34 protein-coding genes are annotated in these 24,998 nt (G+C 65.4%); 23 read left to right on the plus strand and 11 right to left on the minus strand.

Annotated features, from left to right (window positions below; genetic code table 11):
* Positions 1-13 precede the first annotated feature (13 nt).
* The 3 genes from AC2FNJ_RS08375 to AC2FNJ_RS08385 all read right to left on the minus strand — a co-directional run bounded on the left by AC2FNJ_RS08375 (position 14) and on the right by AC2FNJ_RS08385 (position 1,402).
* Positions 14-238 carry a F0F1 ATP synthase subunit C gene (locus AC2FNJ_RS08375; RefSeq protein WP_005981269.1) on the minus strand — a complete coding sequence of 75 codons (225 nt, stop codon included), beginning with the start codon at positions 236-238 and terminating at the stop codon, positions 14-16.
* Between the two features lie 70 nt (positions 239-308).
* On the minus strand, positions 309-1,064 hold the full coding sequence (locus AC2FNJ_RS08380; RefSeq protein ID WP_496763767.1) for a F0F1 ATP synthase subunit A: 756 nt from the start codon (positions 1,062-1,064) through the stop codon (positions 309-311).
* Between the two features lie 2 nt (positions 1,065-1,066).
* Positions 1,067-1,402: an AtpZ/AtpI family protein gene (locus AC2FNJ_RS08385; protein ID WP_496763768.1), complete on the minus strand. Its 336-nt coding sequence runs from the start codon at positions 1,400-1,402 to the stop codon at positions 1,067-1,069.
* Between the two features lie 231 nt (positions 1,403-1,633).
* On the opposite strand from AC2FNJ_RS08385, the gene AC2FNJ_RS08390 reads away from it, so the two are divergent.
* Positions 1,634-1,975: an ArsR/SmtB family transcription factor gene (locus tag AC2FNJ_RS08390; protein ID WP_496763800.1), complete on the plus strand. Its 342-nt coding sequence runs from the start codon at positions 1,634-1,636 to the stop codon at positions 1,973-1,975.
* A gap of 3 nt (positions 1,976-1,978) precedes the next feature.
* On the opposite strand, the gene AC2FNJ_RS08395 is transcribed toward AC2FNJ_RS08390, so the two are convergent.
* From AC2FNJ_RS08395 to AC2FNJ_RS08405, 3 genes are all read right to left on the minus strand, one after another.
* The gene (locus AC2FNJ_RS08395) at positions 1,979-2,257 is read right to left on the minus strand and encodes a hypothetical protein (protein WP_496763769.1); all 279 of its coding nucleotides are present in this window, start codon (positions 2,255-2,257) and stop codon (positions 1,979-1,981) included.
* A 72-nt stretch (positions 2,258-2,329) separates the two neighbouring features.
* Positions 2,330-3,244, minus strand: a complete 915-nt coding sequence (locus AC2FNJ_RS08400) for a DMT family transporter (RefSeq protein WP_496763770.1) — start codon at positions 3,242-3,244, stop codon at positions 2,330-2,332.
* A complete protein-coding gene (locus AC2FNJ_RS08405; RefSeq protein WP_496763771.1) occupies positions 3,241-4,119 on the minus strand; it encodes a LysR family transcriptional regulator in 879 nt (292 codons plus the stop codon). Before AC2FNJ_RS08405 ends, AC2FNJ_RS08400 begins: the two co-directional genes overlap by 4 nt.
* 118 nt (positions 4,120-4,237) lie before the next feature.
* On the opposite strand from AC2FNJ_RS08405, the gene AC2FNJ_RS08410 reads away from it, so the two are divergent.
* Together AC2FNJ_RS08410 and AC2FNJ_RS08415 are read left to right on the plus strand one after the other, a co-directional pair.
* Positions 4,238-4,819, plus strand: coding sequence for an FMN-dependent NADH-azoreductase (locus tag AC2FNJ_RS08410; RefSeq protein ID WP_496763772.1), 582 nt, complete (start codon positions 4,238-4,240; stop codon positions 4,817-4,819).
* Positions 4,820-4,891: 72 nt separating this feature from the next.
* Positions 4,892-5,635 (plus strand): aspartate/glutamate racemase family protein, encoded by a 744-nt coding sequence (locus AC2FNJ_RS08415; RefSeq protein ID WP_496763773.1) that lies wholly within the window; start codon positions 4,892-4,894, stop codon positions 5,633-5,635.
* 67 nt (positions 5,636-5,702) lie between these two features.
* Here AC2FNJ_RS08415 and AC2FNJ_RS08420 read toward each other — a convergent pair whose 3' ends face one another.
* Positions 5,703-6,233 carry a prolyl-tRNA synthetase associated domain-containing protein gene (locus tag AC2FNJ_RS08420; RefSeq protein WP_496763774.1) on the minus strand — a complete coding sequence of 177 codons (531 nt, stop codon included), beginning with the start codon at positions 6,231-6,233 and terminating at the stop codon, positions 5,703-5,705.
* Between the two features lie 260 nt (positions 6,234-6,493).
* Here AC2FNJ_RS08420 and ffh point away from each other — a divergent pair, with 260 nt between their 5' ends.
* From ffh to trmD, 10 genes are read left to right on the plus strand one after another with little or no spacing between them, the layout of a single operon-like run.
* Positions 6,494-7,996, plus strand: coding sequence for a signal recognition particle protein (gene ffh / locus AC2FNJ_RS08425; protein WP_496763775.1), 1,503 nt, complete (start codon positions 6,494-6,496; stop codon positions 7,994-7,996).
* Positions 7,993-8,550 carry a GNAT family N-acetyltransferase gene (locus tag AC2FNJ_RS08430; RefSeq protein ID WP_496763776.1) on the plus strand — a complete coding sequence of 186 codons (558 nt, stop codon included), beginning with the start codon at positions 7,993-7,995 and terminating at the stop codon, positions 8,548-8,550. Before ffh ends, AC2FNJ_RS08430 begins: the two co-directional genes overlap by 4 nt.
* Positions 8,547-9,098 carry a GNAT family N-acetyltransferase gene (locus AC2FNJ_RS08435; protein WP_496763777.1) on the plus strand — a complete coding sequence of 184 codons (552 nt, stop codon included), beginning with the start codon at positions 8,547-8,549 and terminating at the stop codon, positions 9,096-9,098. Before AC2FNJ_RS08430 ends, AC2FNJ_RS08435 begins: the two co-directional genes overlap by 4 nt.
* Positions 9,095-9,700 (plus strand): GNAT family N-acetyltransferase, encoded by a 606-nt coding sequence (locus AC2FNJ_RS08440; RefSeq protein ID WP_496763778.1) that lies wholly within the window; start codon positions 9,095-9,097, stop codon positions 9,698-9,700. Before AC2FNJ_RS08435 ends, AC2FNJ_RS08440 begins: the two co-directional genes overlap by 4 nt.
* The gene (locus tag AC2FNJ_RS08445) at positions 9,657-9,989 is read left to right on the plus strand and encodes a chorismate mutase (RefSeq protein ID WP_496763779.1); all 333 of its coding nucleotides are present in this window, start codon (positions 9,657-9,659) and stop codon (positions 9,987-9,989) included. Before AC2FNJ_RS08440 ends, AC2FNJ_RS08445 begins: the two co-directional genes overlap by 44 nt.
* Before the next feature lie 40 nt (positions 9,990-10,029).
* A complete protein-coding gene (rpsP, locus tag AC2FNJ_RS08450) occupies positions 10,030-10,425 on the plus strand; it encodes a 30S ribosomal protein S16 (RefSeq protein ID WP_496763780.1) in 396 nt (131 codons plus the stop codon).
* Positions 10,426-10,438: 13 nt separating this feature from the next.
* The gene (gene bluB, locus AC2FNJ_RS08455; RefSeq protein ID WP_496763781.1) at positions 10,439-11,074 is read left to right on the plus strand and encodes a 5,6-dimethylbenzimidazole synthase; all 636 of its coding nucleotides are present in this window, start codon (positions 10,439-10,441) and stop codon (positions 11,072-11,074) included.
* A 6-nt stretch (positions 11,075-11,080) separates the two neighbouring features.
* On the plus strand, positions 11,081-11,224 hold the full coding sequence (locus AC2FNJ_RS08460) for a hypothetical protein (RefSeq protein ID WP_496763782.1): 144 nt from the start codon (positions 11,081-11,083) through the stop codon (positions 11,222-11,224).
* Entirely contained in the window at positions 11,221-11,724 is a 504-nt protein-coding gene (gene rimM / locus AC2FNJ_RS08465; protein WP_496763783.1) for a ribosome maturation factor RimM, read from the plus strand. Before AC2FNJ_RS08460 ends, rimM begins: the two co-directional genes overlap by 4 nt.
* Positions 11,725-11,727: 3 nt before the next feature.
* Complete coding sequence (gene trmD, locus AC2FNJ_RS08470; RefSeq protein ID WP_496763784.1) at positions 11,728-12,537, plus strand: tRNA (guanosine(37)-N1)-methyltransferase TrmD; 810 nt, start codon at positions 11,728-11,730, stop codon at positions 12,535-12,537.
* Between the two features lie 36 nt (positions 12,538-12,573).
* On the opposite strand, the gene AC2FNJ_RS08475 is transcribed toward trmD, so the two are convergent.
* Positions 12,574-13,380 carry a glycoside hydrolase family 25 protein gene (locus AC2FNJ_RS08475; RefSeq protein WP_496763785.1) on the minus strand — a complete coding sequence of 269 codons (807 nt, stop codon included), beginning with the start codon at positions 13,378-13,380 and terminating at the stop codon, positions 12,574-12,576.
* 404 nt (positions 13,381-13,784) lie between these two features.
* Between AC2FNJ_RS08475 and rplS the strand changes: the two genes are divergently transcribed.
* Positions 13,785-14,168: a 50S ribosomal protein L19 gene (rplS, locus tag AC2FNJ_RS08480; RefSeq protein ID WP_496763786.1), complete on the plus strand. Its 384-nt coding sequence runs from the start codon at positions 13,785-13,787 to the stop codon at positions 14,166-14,168.
* Positions 14,169-14,179: 11 nt separating this feature from the next.
* The gene (gene rpmE / locus AC2FNJ_RS08485; RefSeq protein WP_496763787.1) at positions 14,180-14,401 is read left to right on the plus strand and encodes a 50S ribosomal protein L31; all 222 of its coding nucleotides are present in this window, start codon (positions 14,180-14,182) and stop codon (positions 14,399-14,401) included.
* 73 nt (positions 14,402-14,474) lie between these two features.
* Here the strand turns inward: rpmE and AC2FNJ_RS08490 are convergent, their stop codons facing one another.
* Positions 14,475-14,807, minus strand: coding sequence for a YegP family protein (locus AC2FNJ_RS08490; RefSeq protein WP_496763788.1), 333 nt, complete (start codon positions 14,805-14,807; stop codon positions 14,475-14,477).
* 266 nt (positions 14,808-15,073) lie between these two features.
* On the opposite strand from AC2FNJ_RS08490, the gene AC2FNJ_RS08495 reads away from it, so the two are divergent.
* Positions 15,074-15,883: a division plane positioning ATPase MipZ gene (locus AC2FNJ_RS08495; RefSeq protein ID WP_496763789.1), complete on the plus strand. Its 810-nt coding sequence runs from the start codon at positions 15,074-15,076 to the stop codon at positions 15,881-15,883.
* On the opposite strand, the gene AC2FNJ_RS08500 is transcribed toward AC2FNJ_RS08495, so the two are convergent.
* Both AC2FNJ_RS08500 and AC2FNJ_RS08505 read right to left on the minus strand, forming a co-directional pair.
* The gene (locus tag AC2FNJ_RS08500) at positions 15,880-17,115 is read right to left on the minus strand and encodes an adenylate/guanylate cyclase domain-containing protein (protein ID WP_496763790.1); all 1,236 of its coding nucleotides are present in this window, start codon (positions 17,113-17,115) and stop codon (positions 15,880-15,882) included. The two genes, AC2FNJ_RS08495 and AC2FNJ_RS08500, sit on opposite strands and share 4 nt — an antisense overlap.
* Before the next feature lie 59 nt (positions 17,116-17,174).
* Entirely contained in the window at positions 17,175-17,627 is a 453-nt protein-coding gene (locus AC2FNJ_RS08505) for a MarR family winged helix-turn-helix transcriptional regulator (RefSeq protein ID WP_496763791.1), read from the minus strand.
* Between the two features lie 57 nt (positions 17,628-17,684).
* On the opposite strand from AC2FNJ_RS08505, the gene hmgA reads away from it, so the two are divergent.
* From hmgA to maiA, 7 genes are all read left to right on the plus strand, one after another.
* A complete protein-coding gene (gene hmgA / locus AC2FNJ_RS08510; RefSeq protein WP_496763792.1) occupies positions 17,685-19,040 on the plus strand; it encodes a homogentisate 1,2-dioxygenase in 1,356 nt (451 codons plus the stop codon).
* A gap of 39 nt (positions 19,041-19,079) precedes the next feature.
* The gene (gene fahA / locus AC2FNJ_RS08515) at positions 19,080-20,336 is read left to right on the plus strand and encodes a fumarylacetoacetase (protein WP_496763793.1); all 1,257 of its coding nucleotides are present in this window, start codon (positions 19,080-19,082) and stop codon (positions 20,334-20,336) included.
* A gap of 84 nt (positions 20,337-20,420) precedes the next feature.
* Entirely contained in the window at positions 20,421-21,371 is a 951-nt protein-coding gene (locus AC2FNJ_RS08520; protein WP_496763794.1) for an MBL fold metallo-hydrolase, read from the plus strand.
* 144 nt (positions 21,372-21,515) lie between these two features.
* The gene (locus tag AC2FNJ_RS08525; RefSeq protein WP_496763795.1) at positions 21,516-23,126 is read left to right on the plus strand and encodes an FAD-dependent oxidoreductase; all 1,611 of its coding nucleotides are present in this window, start codon (positions 21,516-21,518) and stop codon (positions 23,124-23,126) included.
* Positions 23,127-23,130: 4 nt separating this feature from the next.
* Entirely contained in the window at positions 23,131-23,328 is a 198-nt protein-coding gene (locus AC2FNJ_RS08530; protein WP_496763796.1) for a DUF2783 domain-containing protein, read from the plus strand.
* Between the two features lie 5 nt (positions 23,329-23,333).
* Entirely contained in the window at positions 23,334-23,876 is a 543-nt protein-coding gene (locus AC2FNJ_RS08535; RefSeq protein ID WP_496763797.1) for a VOC family protein, read from the plus strand.
* A gap of 64 nt (positions 23,877-23,940) precedes the next feature.
* Positions 23,941-24,582, plus strand: coding sequence for a maleylacetoacetate isomerase (gene maiA / locus AC2FNJ_RS08540; RefSeq protein ID WP_496763798.1), 642 nt, complete (start codon positions 23,941-23,943; stop codon positions 24,580-24,582).
* The last annotated feature ends 416 nt before the right edge of the window (positions 24,583-24,998 follow it).

Genomic DNA, 24,998 nt, shown 5'->3' on the forward strand with positions numbered 1-24,998 from the left:
CAGGTTCCGCAGATCAGACGGCGAACATCAGCAGCAGCGAGACCAGGAATGCGAAGATCCCCAGGGCTTCTGCGAATGCGATACCGATGAACAGGGTCGCGGTCTGCGACGCGGCGGCAGACGGGTTGCGCAGGGCGCCGGCCAGGAAGTTGCCGGCCACGTTGCCCACCCCGATGGCGGCTGCGCCCGAGCCGATTGCTGCCAGGCCTGCGCCGATATGTGCGAGATCGCCTTCCATGATGATGTCTCCTTACGATTTGGAAGTTTCGATGTTGGGTTATCGTTCCTGTGCCGGGTGCCGGACCCGATCAGTGATGCGGATGCAGGGCGTCCTTGAGATAGACACAGGTCAGAATGGTGAAAACGTAGGCCTGGATGAATGACACGAGGACTTCGAGGCCGTACATTGCGGTGATCGCCAGAACGGACACGGGCGAGATCACGGCAACCGCGGCGAAGCCCGCGAACACCTTGATCACGGCGTGGCCCGCCATGACGTTGCCGGCAAGACGAATGGAGTGGCTGACCGGGCGCACGAAATACGATATCAGCTCGATGATCGCCAGGATCGGGCGCAGCGCCAGCGGGGCGCTGGACACCCAGAACAGGCTGAGAAAGCCCGCGCCGTTCTTGACGAAGCCCAGAACGGTGACGGTCAGGAACACGGCCAGCGCCAGCGGGATGGTCACGGCGAAATGCGAGGTCGTGGTGAAGGATGCCGGGATCATGCCCAGGAAGTTCGCGGTGACGATGAACATGAACAGCGTCATGACATAGGGGAAGAACTTGACGCCTTCCTTGCCGCAGATGTCTTCGAGCATCTTGTAGATGAACCCATAGGCCAGTTCGGCGATCGACTGCATCCGGGTCGGCACGATGGCCCGCCGCGAGGTGCTGAGCACAAGCAGGCCGATGATGGCCAGCACGGCAAAGAACATCCACAGGGTGACGTTGGTGGGCGTGTACCAGGCGATCTCGCCGCCAAAGAGCGGCTTGACGATGAACTGGTCCATTGGGTGGAACACCAGGCTGCTGCCCTCTGCTGCGGTGGTCTCGGTTGCCACGTTCAGTCCCTCTCGTCTCGTTCGGCCGGATCCCTGGCCGCCGTTTGTTTCTCCTGCACCTCTTTCGCGCTGCGGAGCATGACCTTCACGCCCGCGACGAGGCCCAGCAATGTGAACAGCACCAGAAAGATCGGGATCGTCCCGAACAGGCTGTCCAGCCCGTATCCGATGCCAAATCCGATCCCCAGACCGGAAACCATTTCGATGACCATCCGCCAGGCCAGTTCGCCCCCGGATATGTCGGCATCCGCGCGGGGCTGGGGCTGTTTGGCCTTTTTCGCCGCTTCGATCCGGGCCTCCAGCTGCGACAGGCGCTGCTTTTGGTCGTCATCGGTCAAGGGCGTGGTCCTCGCGCAGTGTTGGGCATGGTGCTAAGGGGCGACGGGCGCAGAGTCAACGGTGCAGATTGCGACCGATTGGCCGATCTAAACATTTGTATTTGTTGCATAAATTCTCCAGACCATCCAGCGCGCGCAACCACCTCAAGACGCCGTTAGCGCCAAACTCGCGGAGTCGGCATATTCAACCAAATGGTTGACGATTGCGCGCCCTTGTGGTTCTGCCGGTCCATGTCCGGCGATCTCGACACCATTTTCGCGGCCCTTGCCGATCCCACCCGGCGCGCCATCCTGGCGATGCTGCTGGAGGACGACATGGCCGTGACCGATGTGGCCGAACCGTTCGAGATGTCGCTTGCGGCGATCTCGAAACACCTGGTGATCCTGACCCGCGCCGGGCTGATCAGCCAGGAAAAGCGCGGCCGCGTGAAATGGTGCAAGCTGGAGCCGGAAGCGATGCGCGAAGTCTCGGTCTGGATGCAGGGGTTCGGGCAGTTCGAGCCGGTGAACCTGGAGGCGTTCGAGCGGTTCCTGGAAACCGAGCTGGACGCCCCGTCTAGGACGCCGGACTAGGGGTCAGCCCTCCTGGCTGAATTCCACGCCCACGATTTCCCCCGTCGCGTCGGCGCGGCACAACCACGGCGCCGCGGCGCCGGCCACGTTGACGGTGGTGATCGTGCCGGTCGGGTCCGAGGACGTGGCCACCGCGTTGACGTCGGCGGGCTGGATGCCGGTCTCGGCCGCGACCAGAGCCTCGCAGCTGTCCTGCAGAGCCGTGTAATCGGGTTCGCCGGACCTGCCAGTGGTGCACGCGGCCAATGCGCCTGCGGCAAGTGCGAAATAGACCAGCTTCATGCGCGATCCCCCATCCCGGTTCCTTTGTTTGATCCGGGGCAACGGTGCCACACGCGGCACGAAACGCAATCGCTAATCCCGGACGCGGCGTGTTTTTGCCGGAGCCGGGGCTTCGCCCTTGAGCAGCAGGACCAGCGCCAGGACCGTGAACGCCACGCCGATCAGCACCAGCGGCGTCGGAAAGTCTCGGCGCAGCGCGATCTCCCACAGGATCACCCAGCTGGGCGTGAGATAGGTATAGGCCATCACCTTGGCCGACGGCAGGCGCAGAGTCGCGTATTGCAGCAGGACAAAGGTGATCGCGCTGGCGCAGATCGCCACGTAGAGCAATCCGATCCACACGATCGGAGGCAAGTTCATCCAGTCCGTCGCGATCAGGTCGGACCAGCCAAAGACCGTCAGGATCGCGCAGCCGGCCAGCAGCATCCCGAAGGTGAACACCACCGCCGGTTCGCCCCGGTTCAGCCTGCGCACCATGGGCGTGTAGATGGCGTGCGCCATGCAGCCCCAGAAATAGATGATCTCGCCCTGTCCGATCTCGAAGGCGTGAAAGGCCTCCCAGTCGGCGCGGAAGATCACCCAGAGCGCGCCGACGGCGCCGATCAGCAGGGCCGTCGCCATGTGGGCGGTCGTCACCTGCCGCAGCAGGATCCAGCCGGCGATCGCCGACATGACCGGCGTCAGGGTAAAGACCGCCGCCGCGCTGACGGGCGGCGCGGTCTTGAGGCCCTCGAACATCAGGACGAAATAGGTGGCGAACAGCCCGCCCAGCACGAAATACCGCCAGGGCGCCTGCAGGGCGCTGCGCGGCAGGCCGGTGGTGACGAGGGCGCAGATGCCGATGACGACGGCCGCGATGGCGAAGCGCGCCGCGTTCAGGGCGGCGGGCGCGATCTCGTTGGCGATCATCGAGCCCAGCGAGAAACTCCCCGCCACCAAGGCCGAAAAGGCGAGCATGGCCAGATGGCCGCGCGCCTCGGGGCTCATGTGGCCCAGCCCTTGGCGCGGTCCTTGAGGAATTTCAGGAACGCCTGCACCTTGGTCGTGCGGTGCAGATCGACATGCGTCACCAGCCACAGATTGCCGGACCATTCGGGCAACGGCTCCATGACTTCCTCGAGTTCCGGACAGCGCGCGGCCTCCCAGCGGGCCATGAAGCCGATGCCGGCCCCGGCCAGCACCGCCTCGCGCATGGTGAAGTTGTTGGTGCAGCGGAAGGTGATCGCCTCGGCGGGCGCATTGGCCCGCAGCCAGCGGGAAAACGGCGCGCGGCTGTTCTCGTCGTCATTGCCGACGAAGAAATGCTGCGGGAAATCCTCGACTCCCGCCGGTTTGCCGTGCCGGGCCACGTAGTCCCTGCTGGCATAAAGCCCGATCTCCTGCGCGACGAAGGGCTGAACCACGTTGTCGGGCTGATCCGGCGCCGATCCGGCCCGGATCGCCACATGCGCTTCGCCATATTCCAGTCGGAACAGCCGGTCGCCGGTCAGATAGCGCACGATCAACCCGTCATGCAGAGCCTGGAACTCGGCCAGAACCGGCACGATCAGCGGCGCCAGCGAGGCCAGCGACGTCACCACCAGCTCGCCCGACACGTCGTCGCCGCGCCCCTTCATCCGCCCGACCAATTGGTTGAACTGATCCTCGGTCGCCTGCGCCACCCGCAGCAGGTCTTCGCCCGCCTCGGTCGGGGTGTAGCCGCGCGCGTGGCGCTGGAACAGCTTGACCCCAAGCCGCGCCTCGATCGCGTCGATATGGCGGATGACGGTGGCGTGGTGCACGCCCAGAACGTCGGCGGCGCCGCTGACGGTGCCCATGCGCGCCACGTGATAGGCGGTTCTCACTTCATCCCAATTGTCCATGGCAGGCTCTGATGTGCAAATTCCAACAATCGCTGTTGATATATCCGAGTTTTGTTCGCTCACGCAATACTCATATTCGGCGCATCGACGGAATTCTTCCGATCAGGGGACCAGAACAATGACCAAGGCCATCCTTCACATCGATGCCTCGGCCCGCCGCATCGGCTCGGCCACCCGCGACCTGTCCGAGCGGATCGTGCGCCATCTGGGCGCCGGGCGGATCATCCGCCGCGACCTTGCGACCCCGCTGCCGCTGCTGACCGAGGACTGGATCAACGCCAACTTCACCCCGGCCGATCAGCGCGATGCCGATCAGCGCGATCTGCTGGCGCTGTCGGACGAGCTGGTGCACGAGCTGCAGGAGGCCGAAACCATCGTGATCGGCCTGCCCATCTACAATTTCTCGGTGCCGGCGGCGTTCAAGGCCTGGATCGACCTGGTGGCGCGGGCTGGGCTGACCTTTGCCTATTCCGAAGCCGGGCCCAGGGGCCTGCTGGAAGGCAAGCGCGCCATTCTCGCCATCGCCTCGGGCGGCACCGCGGTCGAGTCCGAGATCGACTTTGCCACCGGCTATGCCCGCCATGTGCTGGGGTTCATCGGCATCACCGATGTCGAGGTGATCGCGGCCGACCGCATGGCGCTCGACCCCGAGGCGGCGCTGGCCAATGCCCGGGACGCGGTGTCGAACCTCGCGGCCTGATCGGCACTGGCAAAACGGCGGGAAAACGTCCAATCTGCGCGCCGATGCACAGCGGCAGATTGGACGCATCCCATGAAGAAGATCGGAATTCTCGGCGGTGTCGGCTGGGCCTCGACCGTGGACTATTACCGGGCGATCGCCCAGGGCGCGAGCCGGCATTTCGCGGCGCAGGGCCACGGGGCACCGCTTCCCGTGCCGCCGATGACGATCGAAAGCGTGACTCAGGCCAAGACCCGCGCGCTGCGCGGCGTGGCCGGTGACGAGGGCAGCTGGGCCGCGTTCGACGCCGTGTTCCGCGACGCGCTGCTGGTGCTGGAGCGGGCGGGATGCGATTTCGCGATCATCGCCTCGAACACGCCGCATGCGCGGCTGCGCGCGATCCGGCGCGGAGTCGCCATGCCGATCCTCAGCATCTTCGACGCGACCGCCGCCGCGACGGCGGCGACCGGGGCCGAACGGGCGCTGGTTCTGGGCACGACCGTCACCATGCAGGCCCAAAACTATGCCGAGCACCTGGCCGGCGAGGGGGTCACGGCCAATGACCGCCTGCCCGAGGACGACATCGCCGAGATGCAGGCGATGATCGACCGGGAGTTCTACGGCGGCGCGTCAGGCAATGCGCGCGCCCGGCTGCTGGCGTTTTGCGACCGGCTTGCCAGCCCCGGAACCGCCATCCTGCTGGCCTGTACCGAACTGCCGCTGGCCTTCCCCGAGCATCTGGACGACCCGGTTTTCGAGGCCGCGGGACATCTGTTCGTCAACCCCTCCGCCGCCCATGTCGCCGCCGCCCTCAGTCATGCGCTGGCCGGCGACTGACCGGGCCCGCGGCTTCATCTTGCCGAAAACACTCCCGCCGGAGGCACGCGCCGCAAGGCGCGTCCGGTCACGGCAGCCAGGCCACCTCGCACCCGATCCGGTCGAAGAACGCCAGCACGTCGTCGCGCGGCATCGCCACGGTCCGGTCGTTGACCAGCGGGTGCATGTAGATGACCTCGGCCCGCTGCGCGGCCGCGTCCAGGAAGAACCGCACGCCGTGCTGAACGCCGTTGACCATCGCCAGCGGACTGACCGCGCCCGGACGGATGCCCAGGGTCTGCATCAGCCGGTCGGGCGATCCGAAGGACAGGGTGCCCGCGCCCAGCTCGGCCCCCAGCGCCTTGAGGTCGATTTCGCGGTTCTGCTCCAGCGTCACCAGATAGTTGCGCTTTTTCTTGTCGCGCAGGTAGAGGTTCTTGATCCGCAGGGCGTTTTCACCCGGTACCATGAACCGGTGCTCGACCGCCTTGGCCTCCTCCACCGTGCGCAGGGGTGCGTGTTCGTGCAGGCGATAGGCCAGCCCCCAGGCGTCCAGCTGCGCCAGCAGCGCGTCGGAACTGATTGGCAGGCTGTCCTGATGGGCCGATGATGCGTCCATGGTTCTCTCCGGTCTGACGCAGCTGTCATGACCAAGTCGGCCGCGCGATGCAAGCCGGTCGGAGCGCAAGGTTGACTCCGGTGCGCAATCCGCCTAAAGCCCCGTCCCAACATCCGGAAGCGTCAAACCTTCCGGTCCCTTGAATCGTCAGGGATCGCCCCCCACCAGCGCGTTGCGCCCGTGGGGGCGTTTGTGCATTGATCCGATCGTCCCTACCTATGGGGCGGCAACGTGAAACCGGCGAAGGAGCCAAGAGGGCCATGTTTGAAAATCTGTCCGAACGCCTCTCGGGTGTCTTCGACCGTCTGACCAAGCAGGGCGCGCTCAGCGAAGAGGACGTGAAAACCGCCCTGCGCGAGGTGCGCGTCGCCCTGCTGGAGGCGGACGTGTCGCTGCCGGTGGCGCGGGAATTCGTCAGGAAGGTCCAGGACCAGGCCACCGGTCAGGCCGTGACCAAGTCGGTCACCCCCGGCCAGCAGGTCGTCAAGATCGTGCATGACGCGCTGGTCGATGTGCTGCGCGGCGAGGACGACCCCGGCAAGCTCAAGATCGACAATCCGCCGGCGCCGATCCTGATGGTCGGTCTGCAGGGCTCGGGCAAGACCACCACCACCGGCAAGCTGGCCAAGCGCCTGAAAGAGAAAGAGGGCAAGAAGGTTCTCATGGCCTCGCTGGACGTCTACCGCCCGGCGGCGATGGATCAGCTGGCGGTGCTGGGCGCCCAGATCGGGGTGGACACCCTGCCGATCGTTCCGGGGCAGAAGCCGGTGGACATCGCCAGGCGCGCCAAGCAGCAGGCGACGCTGGGTGGCTATGACGTCTACATGCTCGACACCGCCGGCCGTCTGCATATCGACGAGGTGCTGATGGACGAGGTCGAGCAGGTCCGCAACGTGGTGGACCCGCGCGAGACCCTGCTGGTGGTCGACGGCCTGACCGGCCAGGTCGCCGTCGAGGTGGCCGAGGAGTTCGACGCCAAGGTCGGCATCTCGGGCGTGGTCCTGACCCGGATGGACGGTGACGGCCGCGGCGGCGCGGCGCTGTCGATGCGCGCAGTGACCGGCAAGCCCATCCGCTTCGTCGGTCTGGGCGAGAAGATGGATGCGCTGGAGACCTTCGAGCCCGACCGCATCGCCGGCCGGATCCTGGGCATGGGCGACATCGTGGCGCTGGTGGAAAAGGCGCAGGAGACCATCGAGGCCGAACAGGCCGAGCGCATGATGAAGCGCATGATGAAGGGTCAGTTCAACATGAACGACCTGAAGATGCAGCTGGAACAGATGATCCAGATGGGCGGCATGCAGGGCATGATGGGCATGATGCCGGGCATGGGCAAGATGGCCAAGCAGATGGATCAGGCCGGGCTGGACGACAGGATCCTGCGCCAGCAGATCGCCATGATCCAGTCGATGACCAAGAAGGAACGCGCCAATCCGGCGCTGCTGCAGGCCAGCCGCAAGAAACGCATCGCGGCCGGTTCGGGCATGGAGGTCAGCGACGTCAACAAGCTGCTCAAGATGCACCGGCAGATGTCGGACATGATGAAGAAGATGGGCAAGATGGGCAAAGGCAAGATGCTGAAACAGGCCATGAAGGGCATGTTCGGCAAGGGCGCGCCCAGCCCCGAGGACATGGCCGCGGGCATGGACCCCAAGGCGCTGGAGGCGGCCGCCAAGGCGATGGGCGGGCGCGGCGGCCTGCCCGGCCTGGGCGGCGGCGCGGGCCTGCCGCCGGGCCTCAGCGGATTCGGAAAGAAGAAGTGACGCGGGCGCGCTGCACCCAGCCCCCGTCCGGCAAGGCGGCGATGGCGGCGGCCCGGTATCGTGCGGCGCTGCCGGTCTTCGAGACCGCGCGGCTGCTCCTGCGCGCGCCCAGCCTGGACGACCTGCCGGCCTGGACCGCGGTGTGCCGCGACAGCTTCGGCGACACCGAGCAGGAGGCCTGGACGCAGTTTACCTGTTACACCGCCGGGTGGCTCCTGCATGGCCACGGGCTGTTGACGGTGACGCGCAAGGCCGATGAGCAGATCGTCGGCTTTGTCCTGCTGGGGCTGGAATGGGACGACCACGAGCCCGAGCTTGGCTATATGTTCGACGCCGCGCACCGGATGCAGGGCTATGCGACCGAAGCCTGCACCGCGGTGCGCGATTTCGGTTTCGGGCTGCTTGGGCCGGGGCGGTTCGTCAGCTATGTCAGCAGCGGCAACGCGCGGTCCAATGCGCTGGCGCGGCGGCTGGGCGCGGCCCGCGATGCGCAAGCCGAGAAAGCCTTCGGGCCGGATCAGCATGTCTGGCGCCATGGCGGGGCGGGCGCATGACCCTGACGCTGGCCATTCCCGTTCTCGAAACCGAGCGCCTGATCCTGCGCGCGCCCTGCGAGGCCGATTTCGAGGCCGAGGCCGAGTTCTTCGCCTCGGAGGCGTCGAAATTCGTCGGCGGCCCCAAGCGGCCGGACGAAACCTGGCGGTCGATCGCCATGCTGCTGGGGCATTGGGTCATGCGCGGATACGGGTTCTGGGGCGTCGAGGAAAAGGACAGCGGCACCTATGTCGGCCATGTCGGCCTGTGGTGCCCGCATGGCTGGCCCGAGCCGGAAATCGGCTGGACGCTGATGACCCATGCGACCGGCAGGGGCTATGCGACCGAGGCGGCCCTGGCCGCGCGGGCGTACGCCTATTACGTGCTGGGATGGGACACGGCGATCTCGCTGATCGACCCGGACAACGCGGCCAGCCAGGCGGTTGCAAGGCGTCTGGGCGCGGCGTTCGACCATTGCTACGAGCACCCGGCCTTCGGCACCATGCATGTCTGGCGGCACCCCGGCCCCGGCGATCTGGTCAATGGCGGAATGGAGGCCTATGCATGAGCGGCACCAAGATCCCCGTCATCGAAACCAGGCGCCTGATCCTGCGCGGCCCCGAGCCCGAGGACTATCCGAACTTCAAGGCCACCTTCACCAGCTACCGCGCGCGGTTCATGGGCGGGCCGCTCAACACCTATGAGGCGTGGATGCTCTATGCCGCCGAGATCGGCCATTGGGAGATCCGCGGCTTTGGCATGTGGATGATCCACGACAAGCAGACCGACAAGACCTATGGCATGGCCGGCGGCTGGAAACCGGCGGGCTGGCCCGAGGCCGAGATCGCCTGGGTGATCTGGCCGGATGCGGCGGGCCACGGCTATGCGCTCGAAGCGACCCATGCGGCGCGGCGCCATTTCTACGACAAGCTCGGGTGGGAAACGGCGGTCAGCTATATCGACCCCAAGAACCTCGACTCGATCCGTCTGGCCGAACGGCTGGGCGCCAAGAAGGATCACGACGCCCCGACCATCGACGGCAGCGATGCGGTCTATCGCCATCCCACGCCGGCGCAGCTGAACGGCACCCAGCTGGCGCACGGGATCGAGATGGAGATCGGGCATTATGCCGATCCGCTGTTCAAACCGAAAGGATGGGCCATTGACTGATCCCGTCGCCCGCGCCGCCGAGCTGCTGAAAGAGCACCGCGAAAGCATCGACCGCCTCGATGCGATCCTCGTCTATACCCTGGGCGAGCGGTTCAAGCACACCCAGGCGGTCGGCCGGCTCAAGGCCGAACACGACCTTCCCCCGTCCGATCCCGCGCGCGAGGCGGAACAGATCGCACGGCTCGAAGACCTGGCGAAAGAGGCCGACCTGGACCCCGATTTCGCCAAGGCTTTCCTGACCTTCATCATTCAGGAAGTCATCCGACACCACAAGAAACACCAGGAATAACCGGCCCGATGCCGGTCAACGCCATCAAAGGAGAAACACAATGGCAATGAAAATCCGTCTGGCCCGTGGCGGCTCGAAAAAACGTCCCTTCTACCGCATCGTGGCGGCCGACAGCCGCATGCCGCGCGACGGCCGTTTCATCGAGAAGCTGGGCACCTACAACCCGCTGCTGCCCAAGGACAGCGAGGAGCGCGTGAAGATGGATCTGGAACGCATCCAGTTCTGGCTGGATCAGGGCGCGCAGCCGACCGACCGGATCGCCCGCATGCTGGAGGCCGCCGGCGTCCGCGACAAGGCCGAGCGCAACAACCCCAAGAAGGGCACTCCGGGCAAGAAGGCCCAGGACCGCGCCGAGGAAAAGGCGGCCAAGGCTGCCGAAGCCACCGAAGCGGAAGCCGCTCCCGCCGAAGAGGAAACCGCGGCCGCCGAGGAATAAGCGGGACGCGCGCGTGCAGGATCAGACCTTCAGCGACGACTTCCGCACGCAGTTCGACCTGTTGTTGCGGCTCCGGCGCGACGTGCGCCGGTTCCGCACCGATCCCGTGGACGAGGCGGTGCTGGCGCGCTGCCTCGACACGTTTCGCCTGGCCCCCTCGGTGGGGCTGAGCGAGCCCTGGCGGGTGATCCGCGTCGACAGCGCCGCCGCCCGCCAAGCCGCGCTGGGGAATTTCGAAGCCGCCAACGCCGAGGCGCTGAGCGGCTATTCCGGCGCGCGGGCAAGGCAGTACAGCCTGCTCAAGCTGTCCGGCATGCGTGAGGCCCCGGTGCAGCTGGCGGTCTTTTGCGACGATGCCACGAAAAAGGGGCACGGTCTGGGTGCCGCCACCATGCCCGAGATGCGGCGCTATTCGGTGGTGTCGGCGATCACGCTCTTCTGGCTCAGCCTGCGCGCCGAGGGGCTGGGGCTGGGCTGGGTTTCGATCCTCGACCCTGAACGGCTGTGCCGGGATCTGGGCGTTCCGGACTGCTGGCGCCTGATCGGCTATTTCTGTCTGGGCTGGCCGCAGGAAACCTCGGACGTGCCGGAGTTGGAAACCGTCGGCTGGGAGTCGCGCGACGGCCACCTGACGGTCGAGACGAGGTAGGCGCGGATGTTCCGGCTGATCCGTTTCGTGCTGTTTCTGGCGGTGGCTTTTGTCGTCGGCGTCCTGTACGAACGCAACGCCCATGCGGACCGGTGCCTTGATGCCGGCGGGCGGGTCGTGTCCAACTTGTGCGAGGGAGGGCGAAGATGAGCGATCTGATTTGTGTCGGTTCGGTCGCGGGCTCCTTTGGCGTGCGCGGCGAGGTGCGGCTGAAAAGCTTCTGCGCCACACCCGAGGACATCGCGAACTATTCGCCGCTGACAGACGAGGCCGGGCGGGAACGCTATCCGCTGGTCCTGACCCGGCCGATCAAGAACGGCTTCGCCGCGAGGCTGGGCGGAATCGAGACCAAGGAACAGGCCGACGCGATCAAGGGTCTGCGCCTGTATGCGCGGCGCGATCAACTGCCGTCGTTGCCGGATGACGAGTTCTATCACGCCGATCTGATCGGGCTGGAGGTCTATGACACCGGCGGCGCGGTGCTGGGCCGGGTCAAGGCGGTGCACAATCACGGCGCGTCGGACCTGCTGGAAATCCACGGGCCGGGGATGAAGAGCACCGTTTTGCTGCCCTTCACGCAGGCCGCCGTACCGACCGTGGATCTCGAGGCGGGCCGCATCGTCGCCGATCCGCCCGAGGGGTTGTTCTGAGCCATGACCGACGCCCCGCCCCGTTCCTACGGCCGCAAGGCCATCCGCCCCACCGCGAAGCCGCGCGAATTGATGACCGCGACACCGGATCTGCACGGGGTCTGGAAGGCCAGGATCATCACGCTGTTCCCGACCGCCTTTCCCGGCGTTCTGGGCGAGAGCCTGACCGGCAAGGCCCTGCAGGAGGGGCTGTGGCAGTTGGAGACGATCGACCTGCGGGCCTTTGGCATCGGCAAGCACCGCAATGTGGACGACACGCCGGCGGGCGGTGGCGCGGGGATGGTGCTGCGGCCGGACGTGCTGGGCGCGGCCATCGAACACGCGATGGAGGGCGTTCAGGGCCATTGGCCGCTGATCTATCTCAGCCCGCGCGGGCGGCGGATGGATCAGCCGCTGATGCAGACGCTGGCGCGCTGCGACGGCGTCACCCTGATCTGCGGCCGGTTCGAGGGGGTCGATGAACGGGTTCTGGAACATTACGGCGTGCAGGAGGTCAGCCTGGGCGATTTCGTGATGACCGGCGGCGAGATCGCGGCGCAGGCCCTGATCGACGCCACCGTGCGCCTGATCCCGGGCGTTCTGGGAAACCAGGCTTCGACCGAGGAGGAAAGCTTTGCCTCGGGCCTGCTGGAGCATCCGCACTATACCCGGCCCGCCGAATGGAAGGGCCGTGCGATCCCCGACGTCCTGATGTCCGGCCATCACGGCAAGGTGGCGGAATGGCGGCACCGGATGGCCGAGGAGACCACCAGGGAGCGCCGCCCGGACCTGTGGGAGGCGTATCGGCGGCGGGAGAAGCCATCGCGGACGTGAGACGCCTTCGCGAAAACGGTCAGGTTGAGAACCGGTTCACCGGATCGCCCCGGACTTCCACCGCAGCCAAATTTCCGGCGAGTCGTGAAAGACGTTGATATCGACCTCGCCCTGAACGCCCGGCACCAAGCCGGTGCCGGTATACTGCCAGAACCGCCAGAATGCCCCCGGATAGACCTGCCGGGGATGGCCCGCCACCGACCGCAACCAGAACTCGGTGCCGCGCAGGCGTCCGATGCCGGTGTCGCGGTAGAAATCTACGGTCGTGTAGATGATGGGCCGCCGCCCGTAATGCGCTTCGAGGATGTTGAGGAACCGCCTGGCCTCGGCCCGGACCGTCGCGCCGTCGGGGCGTAGCGGGCAGGTTCGGGACTTGTGGTTCCATTCCATGTCCAGCACATGGGGCAGGTCCGCGCCGCGCGGCACGTGGCGGATGAACCAGCGGGCCTGTTCCTCTGCCGGACGGCAGAAATAGTAGAAGTGGTAGGCGCCCCAGGGCACACCCGCCGCCTGCGCGCCGCGCCGGTGGTTTTCGAACATCGGATCGGCCAGGTCGCCGCCCTCGGTGGCCTTGATGAAGACGAAATTGATTCCGGCCGCCTTGGCGGTCGGCCAGTCGATGTCGCTCTGCCAGCGGGACACGTCGAGACCGTGGATCGGATAGGACCGCGGCCCGCGCCCTTTCCATTCGTGCGGATCGGCATCCCCGAATTTGGGATAGGTCACGAGCGTCGCCGCGGCCGCCACATAGTCGGGTTGCGCCGCGGTGTCGGGGTCGGGCGCGCGCCGCCCGCAGGATGTCAGAACCGCAACGGCCAAAATCAGCGTCATCACTCGGCGCATGACCTGCTCCACCTCAAATGCCTTGTCGTCAACTGCCTCATGCACAGGCTTAAGGCCTGGAGACCCAAAGACAACGTGGCAAATTTGAAACAGCCGGTTCTTGCCGGTCGTCCGGGCGGCCCTGAGGCCCGAGAGCTTCGCGCATTCGGGGCTTGATCCCGGCCGGCATCTGCCCTAAACGACCGCAATCCGGAATCGCCTGGCGCGATGTCCGGTGTTTTGGTTTGTTTCGCGGTCATGCGCCCGGCTTTCTTCGGCCACCGGCGCGGCGCGGGACGGCTGAACCGAAGGAACATTCGACCTGACCTCTGGCGGGCTGCACCTGCGGAACCCGATGGAGACCAAGAGCTCTCAGGCCGTGCGCAACTTCGTGGACCAACCACGAGCAGACAGGAGTAACTGCGATGGATCTGATCGCACAGCTTGAGGCGGAACAGATTGCCGCCCTGGGGAAGGACATCCCCGACTTCAAACCCGGCGACACCGTGCGCGTCGGCTACAAGGTGACCGAAGGCTCGCGTACCCGCGTGCAGAACTATGAGGGCGTCTGCATCGCCCGCAAGAACGGCAACGGCATTGCCGGTTCGTTCACCGTCCGCAAGATTTCGTTCGGCGAAGGTGTGGAACGCGTGTTCCCGCTCTACTCGACCAACATCGAGAGCATCACGGTCGTCCGCCGCGGCAAGGTCCGCCGCGCCAAACTGTACTATCTGCGTTCGCGCCGCGGCAAGTCGGCCCGGATCGCCGAAGTCACCAATTACAAGCCCAAGGCCGAGGCCGAGGCTTAAGGAGCGGGCTCATGAAAAAAGACATCCATCCCGACTACCACCTGATCGACGTCAAGCTGACCGACGGCACCGTGGTTCAGATGAAATCCACCTGGGGCAGCGAGGGCGAGACCCTGGCGCTGGAAATCGACCCCTCGTCGCATCCGGCCTGGACGGGCGGCGGCGCCCGCCTGATGGATACCGGCGGCCGCGTGTCGAAGTTCAAGAAGAAATACGAAGGTCTGGGGTTCTGATCCCCACATCATGTACCATGGACAAGGCCGCCCGAACCGGGGCGGCCTTTTTCGTTCGGACCCTTCGGTGCGGTCAGGTCAGATCTTCCAGCTTCGCGTCGGGCGCGTTCTTCTTGACGGATTCGATCCCGTTCTCGCGCGCCGAAGTGCTTTCATAGGCCTCGCTGGTGCCGATGACCTGGCCGTTGGTCGCCTTGAGATTGAACATCGGCTTGCCGCTGGACGTGTCCTTGCGCTCATAGCGCGCATCCTCGGGCGCGTTCTTGCGCACCGACTCGATTCCGTTCTCGGCGCTGGCGCGCTGCTTGTAGCCCTCGCTGGCCAGAATGATCTGCCCGTTGGCCGCCTTGAGGCGGAACCGGTACTCGCCGGCCTTGTCGGTATAAAGCTCAAATTTTCCTGCCATGATCGAAATACCCTTCTGTCAGACGCCATGATTTCGGGACTGTACCCGGCATGGCGCTGATCGCAAACATTTTCCGCCGCTTGCGCATCCCCGCCCAGCGCGTGGATACGATGCCCGGACCGGCCTGTCCGGCCCGGTTTTCCCGGCCGATCGGCAGCGGGCCGGATCAATTGAACAGGTGACACCGCTTCCCTTCCCCTGATACACAACATATAGTGTTCACCAACAACGCGCGAACAATGGCGCGGGACTCAGGGACTGCAGGTATGGCGCATATCATCGTGGTGGGGAACGAAAAGGGCGGCGCGGGCAAATCGACCGTGTCGATGCATGTGGCCACGGCGCTGGCGCGGCTCGGACATTCGGTCACGACCCTGGATCTGGACCTGCGCCAGCGCAGCCTCGGGCGGTATTTCGAGAACCGCCGGAACTACCTGAACGGCACGCATCTCACCCTGCCCGGCCCGGACCATCACGACCTGCCCGAGATCGACCCGTCCTCTTTGAAGCCGGGCGAGAACATCTATGACCACCGCCTGTCCGCCGCGGTGTCGAAGCTGGAATCCGACAGCGACTTCATCCTGATCGACTGTCCCGGCTCGCACACACGGCTGAGCCAGGTGGCGCATTCGCTGGCCGACACTCTGATCACGCCGCTGAACGACAGTTTCATCGATTTCGATCTGCTGGCCCGGATCGATTCCAAGGGCGAAAAGATCCTCGGGCCGTCGGTCTATTCCGAGATGGTCTGGAACGCCCGGCAATTGCGGGCGCAGGCCGGGCTGAAACCCATCGACTGGGTGGTGGTGCGCAACCGGGTCGGCACCCAGCGCATGGTCAACAAGGAAAAGATGCAGCGCGCCATCGAGATGCTGTCGAAACGGATCGGGTTCCGCGTCGCCTCGGGCTTTTCCGAGCGGGTGATCTTTCGCGAGCTGTTTCCGCGCGGTCTGACGCTGCTGGATCTCAAGGATATCGGAGTGAAGCAGCTCAACATCTCGAACATCGCGGCGCGGCAGGAATTGCGCGACATGATGCGCGAGTTGAACCTGCCGGGCGTCGAGGTCGATTTCTAGGACGGCGCCCGATAGAGGGTGAACAGCTCCTTCGGTTCCGGAACCCCGCGCAGCATGTAGCGGCCCAGCGAGACCAGATCGTGCCGGTCGTCGCCCGCGGCGCGCGCAACCTCGTCGGACACGAGTATCCGCTGATCCAGGGCGCGGTGCATCCCGGCGATGCGCGCGGTCTGGTTGACGGCCGGTCCGATCACGGTGAAGTCCAGCCGGTTCTCGGCCCCGATATTGCCATAGAGGATTTCGCCCGCATGCAGGGCGAGCGTGAAGTTGGCCACCGGCAAACCCGCGGCTTGGCGTTCCGCGCTCTTTTCGGACATGCGCGTTTCCAGCACCGCGACGGCCTGCAGCGCGGCGCGGGCGTCGGCGTCGATCTCACCCACATCGAACATCGCCATCAGGCCGTCGCCCATGAACTTGAGAATATTGCCGCCGGTGTCCTGCACCACGTCCACGGCCACAGCCAGATAGTCGTTCAGCATCGCGATGATCTCTGGCCCCGGCAGCCGTTCGGCCAGCCCGGTGAAGCCCTCGAGATCGAAGTTCCAGATCACCGCGTCGATCTGTTGGAGCGACCCGCGTCGGATTTCCCCCGACATCACCCGCTGGCCCGCGTCCCGGCCCAGATACACCCGCAGCAGATCCTGCGCCATCTTCCGGTTCGACGCGGATTTCAGGGCCAGGCCGAGATGCGGCAGGGCGTAGCGGATGACCTCCAGATCCGACTCGGCGAAACCCCGGGCATGGTCCGTCGTCCAGGACATGAGAACGCCTTCGGGAATCTGCTCGAAATCGATCGGCTGGCCGGGATCGACCTTTTGCAGCACGAGACCGGTCGCGAGATAGTCGGTCGCGCCCTTCTGATGCAGCTCGTTGAGAAACGGAAACCGGCTGGGCGTGTTCTGATCCACCAGCCGCTCGCGCAACTCCCCGACGCCGGTTCTGAGAAGCTCGTAGAGCGGGCTGTTCACCCAGCGTTCCGGCGGCTCTTCGCTGTGCTCATAGTTTTCGGTGGTTCCGCCGGCGTCGCGATACCAGCTAAAGCCGGTCCCGCCATAGGTCGGGTGATAGGCGCTCTGGGCGGCGTGAAAGCGCATCAGCGGCACGCCCGCCTCGATCAGCCTGGTGCAATAGCCTTCCAGGATCTCTGACTGCTCGGCCCCTTCCAGCCCACGTTCGACCAGCCAACCGATCAGCGTGTCGGCGCGGGATTGGGTGGCTGTCGTCGTGGTCATCGCAGGCTCCGTTCGCATTGTCCTCGACTTGGGGACGCACAGCGGGAATTTCCAGTGCGCTATTCCATACCCGCAAGGCGGCGCAGCATCATCCGCAGCAGGGCCGCCTCGCCCCGGGTGAAATTCGCGGCCAGCCTGGCGTCGTACGCCTCGGCGATGCCCCGCAATTCGCGGTAGACCGCCCGTCCGCCCGAGGTGAGCGTCAGCCGCTCCACCCGGCGGTCCCTGTCGTCGCGGGTGCGGGTGAGGTAGCGGCGCTGCGCCAGCTTGTGCACCGCACGGCTGACCTTGGTCTTGTGGATCTTGGCCCGTTCGCCGATCTCCTTGGCGGTCATTTCGCCGTGAATCCCCAAGTGAAACAGCACCCGCCATTCGGTGCGCAGCATCCCATAGCGGCTCTTGTAGACGCGCTGGAAGTCCAGCGAACTCTCCTCGGCCGCCTGGTTCAGAAGGAACGGCAGGAAATTTCGCAGGTCGAAGTCATCTTTTTTGTCGGATTTCTCGTTCGCCATGCTTGTTAGTTACAAAATCAACTATTATCCGACAAGCAGCAAACGGAGGAACGCGCCATGAATCGTCCGACTGACCCGCACAAACTGACCCAGGCCAGCACGCCTGTGGGCACGCACGAAGGATATATGCCCGGCTTCGGCAACGACTTCGAAACCGAGGCGCTGTCGGGCGCCCTGCCGCAGGGCATGAACAGCCCGCAGAAATGCAACTATGGACTATATGGTGAACAGCTGAGCGGCACCGCCTTTACCGCCAACCCGCCCGAACGCACCTGGTGCTATCGCATCCGGCCATCGGTCAAGCATTCGCACCGCTACGAAAAACTCGACCTGCCCTATTGGAAGTCGGCCCCGCACATCGTCGAGGACGTGATCAGCCTGGGCCAGTATCGCTGGGATCCGGTGCCGCATTCGGATGCGGGGCTGACCTGGCTGACCGGCATGCGCACCATGACCACGGCCGGCGATGTGAACACCCAGGTGGGCATGGCCAGCCACATCTACCTGGTCACCGAATCGATGGTGGACGACTATTTCTATTCGGCCGATTCCGAATTGCTGGTCGTCCCGCAGGAAGGCCGCCTGCGATTCGCGACCGAACTGGGCATCATCGACCTGGAGCCCAAGGAAATCGCCATCATCCCGCGCGGTCTGGTCTATCGCGTCGAAGTGCTGGACGGCCCGGCCCGCGGATTCGTCTGCGAAAACTACGGTCAGAAATTCGAGCTGCCGGGCCGCGGCCCGATCGGCGCCAACTGCATGGCCAACCCGCGCGACTTCAAGGCACCGGTGGCCGCCTTCGAGGACCGCGAGGTGCCCTCGACCATCACCGTCAAATGGTGCGGCCAGTTCCACCGGAGCCAGATCGGCCAATCGCCGCTGGACGTGGTGGCCTGGCACGGCAACTACGCGCCCTACAAATACGACCTGCGCAACTACTGTCCCATCGGCGCCATCCTGTTCGACCACCCCGATCCGTCGATCTTCACCGTGCTGACCGCGCCCTCGGGCGTGCCGGGCACGGCCAATATCGATTTCGTCCTGTTCCGCGAACGCTGGATGGTGATGGAGGACACGTTCCGCCCGCCCTGGTACCACAAGAACATCATGTCGGAACTGATGGGCAACATCTATGGCCAGTACGACGCCAAGCCGCAGGGCTTCGTGCCCGGCGGCATGAGCCTGCACAACATGATGCTGCCGCACGGGCCGGACAAGGAAGCCTTTGAAAAGGCGTCGAACGCCAATCTGGGGCCGGACAAGCTGGACAACACCATGTCCTTCATGTTCGAAACCCGCTTCCCGCAGCACCTGACCGAATTCGCCGCCAAGGAGGCGCCGCTGCAGGACGACTACATCGATTGCTGGACGACGCTCGAGAAGAAGTTCGACGGAACCCCCGGCAAGAAATGACGTCGGCGGGTTTGCCGCCGCAGCGAAAAAGGAACTGACATGCCCTTGATGAAATCCTGGGTGGCTTCGGCCAATGACGCCAACCACCCGTTTCCGCTGAACAACCTGCCCTACGGCGTCTTTTCGACCGAAGGCACGGAGCCGCATTGCGGCGTGGCCATCGGCGACATGATCCTGGATGTCACGGCGGCCGAGGCCGAGGGGATCATCGCCCTGAGCGACGTGCCCCTGTTCGACGTGCCGTTCTGGAACGAACTGATGGAGGAAGGCCCCGCCGTCTGGGCCGCCCTGCGCGACCGCCTGATCGCGCTGCTGGCCGAAGACGCCGCCGAGCGCGCCAGGGTGGAGCCGCTGCTGGTGCCGATGGAGGACGCGGAACTGCACATGCCGTTCGCGGTCAGCGAATACACCGACTTCTACGCCGGCCGGCACCATGCCCAGAACGTGGGTACCATGTTCCGCGGCCCGGAAAACGCGCTGCCGCCCAACTGGCTGCACATTCCCATCGGCTACAACGGCCGCGCCTCGTCCGTGGTGGTCTCGGGCACCGATATCCGCCGCCCCTGGGGGCAGCTGAAATCGCCCGACCATGACCGCCCCGCCTTTCTGCCCAGCCGCCGTTTCGACATCGAGCTGGAAATGGGCGCCATCGTCGGCACCCCGTCCGACGGGCCGATCACCGTGCAGGAGGCCGATGACCACATCTTCGGCTACGTCCTGCTGAACGACTGGTCGGCGCGCGACATCCAGGCCTGGGAGTACCAGCCGCTGGGCCCGTTCCAGGCCAAGGCGACGGCCACCTCGATCAGCCCCTGGATCGTCACCAGGGCGGCGCTGGAGCCGTTCCGCTGCGACACGCCCGAACGCGAGGTCGAGCTGCTGGATCACCTCAGGGACTGCGGTCCGATGCTCTATGACATCGACCTGGAAATCACGATGGCCCCGGCCGGCAAGCCCGCCACCACCATCGCGCGGACCAACTACAAGGAGATGTACTACTCCGCCGCCCAGCAACTGGCGCATCACACCACGTCGGGCTGCCCGATGAACGCGGGCGATCTGCTGGGTTCGGGCACGATCTCGGGGCCGACCAGGCCGGAGCGCGGCTCGCTGCTGGAACTCAGCTGGGGCGGCAAGGAACCGATCTCGCTGGACACCGGCGAGACCCGTTCGTTCATCGAGGATGGCGACACCCTGACCTTGAAGGGCGCGGCCCGGGGCGACGGCTACACGATCGGCTTCGGCGACTGCACCGGCACCGTCCTGCCTGCTTTGGAAAACCCCTACGAAAGATGACCGTCCCGGCTTCATCTTGCCCCAAATACTCCCGCCGGAGGCGTCCCGCACCCGCCGCCGGCGCAACGTCAGAAGGATTGAGCAATGGCCAAGGCATTCGCGTCCCAGGGGGACATGACCGAAAAGAAGATCTCGTTCACCGAGGTGGGCGAAGGGCTCTACGCCTTCACCGCCGAGGGCGACCCCAACTCGGGCGTCATCATCGGCGATGACAGCGTGATGGTGGTCGAGGCACAGGCCACCCCGCGCCTGGCGCAGAAGGTGATCGACTGCATCCGGTCCGTCACCGACAAACCGATCACCCATGTGGCCCTGACCCATTACCACGCGGTCCGCGTGCTGGGCGCCAGCGCCTTCGGCGCGCAGCAGATCCTCATGTCGGACATGGCGCGCGCCATGGTCGTCGAACGCGGGCAAGAGGACTGGGACAGCGAGTTTCAGCGCTTCCCGCGCCTGTTCGAAGGGCACGAAAGCATCCCCGGCCTGACCTGGCCCACCACCACCTTCAGCGACACGATGACGGTCTATCTGGGCAACCGCCGGGTGGACCTGATGCATCTGGGCCGGGCGCATACGGCCGGCGACATCGTCATCCACGTGCCCGACCAGAACGTGATGTTCACCGGCGACATCGTCGAATACCACTCGGCCTGCTATTGCGGCGACGGGCATTTCGGCGACTGGGGCGACACGCTGGACGAGATCAAGTGGTTCGACGTGGACGCCATCGCGCCCGGCCGCGGCGATGCGCTGGTGGGCAAGGAAATGGTGAACGCCGCCATCGAGAACACCCGCGACTTCGTCGAAAGCACCTATCGCCCGGCGGCCAGGGTGGCGGCGCGCGGCGGCAGCCTGAAAGAGGCCTGGGACGCGGTGCGCGCGGAATGCGATCCGAAATTCGCAGACTACGCGATCTACGAACACTGCCTGCCCTTCAACGTGGCCCGCGCCTATGACGAGGCCCGCGGCATCGACACCCCGCGGATCTGGACCGCCCAGCGCGATCTGGAGATGTGGGAGGCGCTGCAGGGCTGACCGGCGATTCGGGGCGAATTTGATCCAGATCGTTTTTCCCCGGCTGAAACGATGAGACCATGACCCGCAGCGCCGCACCGGCAGCGGAGTGAGAATTTGTGCCCCGATCCGGTCGGGAGCGCTTGGAAAATGGGAGGAGAGCCCGTGAACAAGATCTTCGAAGTGCCGCTCTACGCATATGAGCGCAGCCCCGATCAGGACGCGGCGGCTCCGGTGCGCCACAAGGTGATCGTGGTCGGCGCCGGGCCGATCGGTCTGGCGGCCGCCATCGACCTGGCCCAGCAGGGGGTCGAGGTGCTGGTGCTCGACGACAACGACAAGGTCAGTTTCGGCAGCCGCGCCATCTGCTTCGCCAAGCGCCCGCTGGAAATCCTCGACCGACTGGGCTGCGGCCAGCCGATGGTGGACAAGGGCGTGCTCTGGAACGTCGGCAAGGTGTTCTTCGACGACCGGCAGGTTTACGAGTTCAACCTGCTGCCCGAGGAAGGCCATCAGCGCCCGGCCTTCATCAATCTGCAACAATACTACTTCGAGGAATATCTGGTGAACCGGGTCCGCGAGTTGCAGGCCGAGGGCGCGCCCATCGAAATCCGCGGCCGCAACAAGGTCGAAGCCGTCGGAACCCATCCCGACCATGTGAAGGTCGAAGTGGAGACGCCCGAAGGCTCGTACACGCTGGAAGCCGACTGGCTGATCGCCTGCGACGGGGCCGGCTCACCGATCCGCGCGATGCTGGGGCTCGACTTCATCGGACGGGTCTTCGAAGACAACTTCCTGATCGCCGACGTGATCATGGAGGCCGATTTCCCCACCGAACGCTGGTTCTGGTTCGATCCGCCCTTCAACAGGGGCCAGTCGGCGCTGTTGCACAAGCAGCCCGACAATGTCTGGCGGATCGACCTGCAACTGGGCTGGGACATCGACAAGGAACGCGAAAAGCGCCCCGAAAACGTCATTCCCCGCCTCAAGGCCATGCTGGGCGAGGATGTCAATTTCGAGCTGGAATGGGTCTCGATCTATACCTTCCAGTGCCGCCGGATGGAGAAGTTCCGCCACGGCCGCGTGATCTTTGCCGGCGACAGCGCGCACCAGGTCTCGCCCTTCGGCGCGCGCGGGGCCAATTCCGGCCTGCAGGACACCGACAACCTGTGCTGGAAACTGAAACTGGTCATGGACGGCAAGGCGCCGGAATCGCTGCTCGACAGCTATGATCACGAACGCATCCACGGGGCGGACGAGAACATCATGAACTCGACCCGCTCGACCGACTTCATCACGCCCAAGACCGAAACCTCGCGCCTCCTGCGCGACGCGGTGCTCGACCTGAGCGAGCATTACGAATTCGCGCGCCCCTTGGTGAATTCCGGCCGCCTGAGCGTGCCCTGCACCTATGACGGATCGCCGTTGAATTCGGCGGACGCCCTGGGCGGACCGGCGCGCACGCGGCCCGGCTCGCCCTGCCCCGATGTCAAGCTGAAGGACGGGTATCTGCTGCCGAAACTGGGCGGCAGGTTCACCCTGCTGACCATCGACGCGGAGGCGCCGGACAGGATCGAAGAGGACGGAATCGAAGTCACCCGGCTGGCGCTGTCGGTCAAGGACGACCCGACGCTCGAACTCAAGCGCCGCTATCTGGGCGACAAGGAGAGCGCGGTGTACCTGATCCGCCCGGATCAGCACGTCGCCGCGCGCCGCGACAATTTCGAAGAAAACTCGTTCCGGCACGCCATCCGCCGGGCCACCGGGAAGGAGTGAGACCATGGCAGACCTGATCCTGACGCCGAATATCGAAAACCCCGACGATTTCTACGCCAACCTTCTGGCCGCGCATGAAGGTTTGGACAAGGCCGACAGCGACGCGCTGAACGCGCGCCTGGTGCTGGTCCTGGCCAACCATATCGGCGACTCGTCGGTCCTCGATCAGGCGATCCGGGCCGCCGCCCTGACACAGGAGTGAGAGAGATGAAAATCGACAAGATCCATCACGTCGCCTATCGCTGCAAGGACGCCAAGGAGACGGTGGAATGGTACGGCAAGATGCTGAACATGGACTTCATCCTGGCGATCGCCGAGGATCGCGTCCCCTCGACCCACGAGCCGGACCCCTACATGCATCTGTTTCTCGACGCGGGCGACGGCAACGTGCTGGCCTTTTTCGAGCTGCCGACCAAACCCGAGATGGGCCGCGACCCCAATACGCCGCCCTGGGTGCAACACATCGCCTTCAAGGTGAAGGACCGCGACGAACTTCTCAAGTTCCGGGACCATCTCGAAGCCAACGGGGTCGAGGTGCTGGGCGTCACCGATCACTCCATCTTCCACTCGATCTACTTCTTCGATCCGAACGGGCATCGCATCGAACTGGCCTGCCCGGATCCGGAGGAAGAGGCGATGCTGGCCCGGTTGAACGAGGTGAAATGGGACATGCTGGAGGAATGGTCGAAAACCAAGAAGGCGCCCCGGCACGCGGACTGGCTCCACGCCAGGGAACTCGGCAAGCTCTGATCACCGACAAAGCGTGGGATCACCGACTGACCGCCGCGTATCGGCTGGCCCCGGAAGGACAGGCATGAGCGAAACGGTTCTCTACGACTACTGGCGGTCCTCGGCCAGCTACCGCGTGCGGATCGCGCTGAACCTGGCGGGGATTGCCTATCGCGCCGTACCGATCGATCTGACCAGCGGCGAACAGCGCAGCGCCGAGCACCTCGCCCGCAACCCGCAGGGTTTCGTTCCGGTGCTGGACATCGACGGGCTGCGGCTCACGCAATCGCTGGCGATCCTCGACTATCTGGACCGGACGCGCGGGCTGAACCTCCTGCCGGACGCCCCGGCGGCGCGGGCGCGGGCGCAGGCCCTGGCCCACGCCATCGCGGTCGACATCCACCCCGTCTGCAACCTGCAGGTCGCCCGCCACGCCACCACGCTGAGCGGCGGCGCCGAGGGAATGCCGGGCGACTGGATGCGGCACTTCATCCGCCCCGGTCTCCTGGCGTTCGAGGCGCTGCTGGCGGGATACGACCAGACCCCCTTCTGCACCGGTCCGGCGCCGGGCCTCGCCGATCTTTGCCTGATGCCGCAGGTCTACAACGCCCGACGCTGGGAGGTGGAGATCTCCGACATGCCACGCCTGAACGCGGCGGCGGAAGCCTGCGCCGCCCACCCGGCCTTTGCCGCAGCCCATCCCGATCGGCACAGGCCCGCGGCCTGACCCCACGGCGAAGCCGCGCACACCTGTCGAAAGATCGAGCGCCTTCGGCGCGCTCCATTCTGTTTTGTTGAGGGACGCTGTCCCTCAAACTCCCTGGGGTATTTTCAACCAGAAAGAAACCGAAAAAAGCTCCTGCTTCTTTCTGGTCCCAAATACCCCGGGGTGAATTGCCCGCAGGGCAAGAGGGGCAGCGCCCCTTTGTGCGATCGGCCTGCTATTGCTCTGCGGGGCGCACAGACTCTGTTCGGCGACGCGGGCTTGGTTGCGCCGCGCCGAACGCATAGGCTCGCCGGACAAGCAATGGAGAGCGAAATGCCGGAGATCAGCGGTTATCACGCCCATGTCTATTTCGACGCCGAAACCCTGGAGACCGCGCGGCAGGTCTGCACGGAGGCGGCCCGGCTCTTGCCGGTGCA

Source organism: Ruegeria sp. BHSB196 (assembly GCF_059613135.1).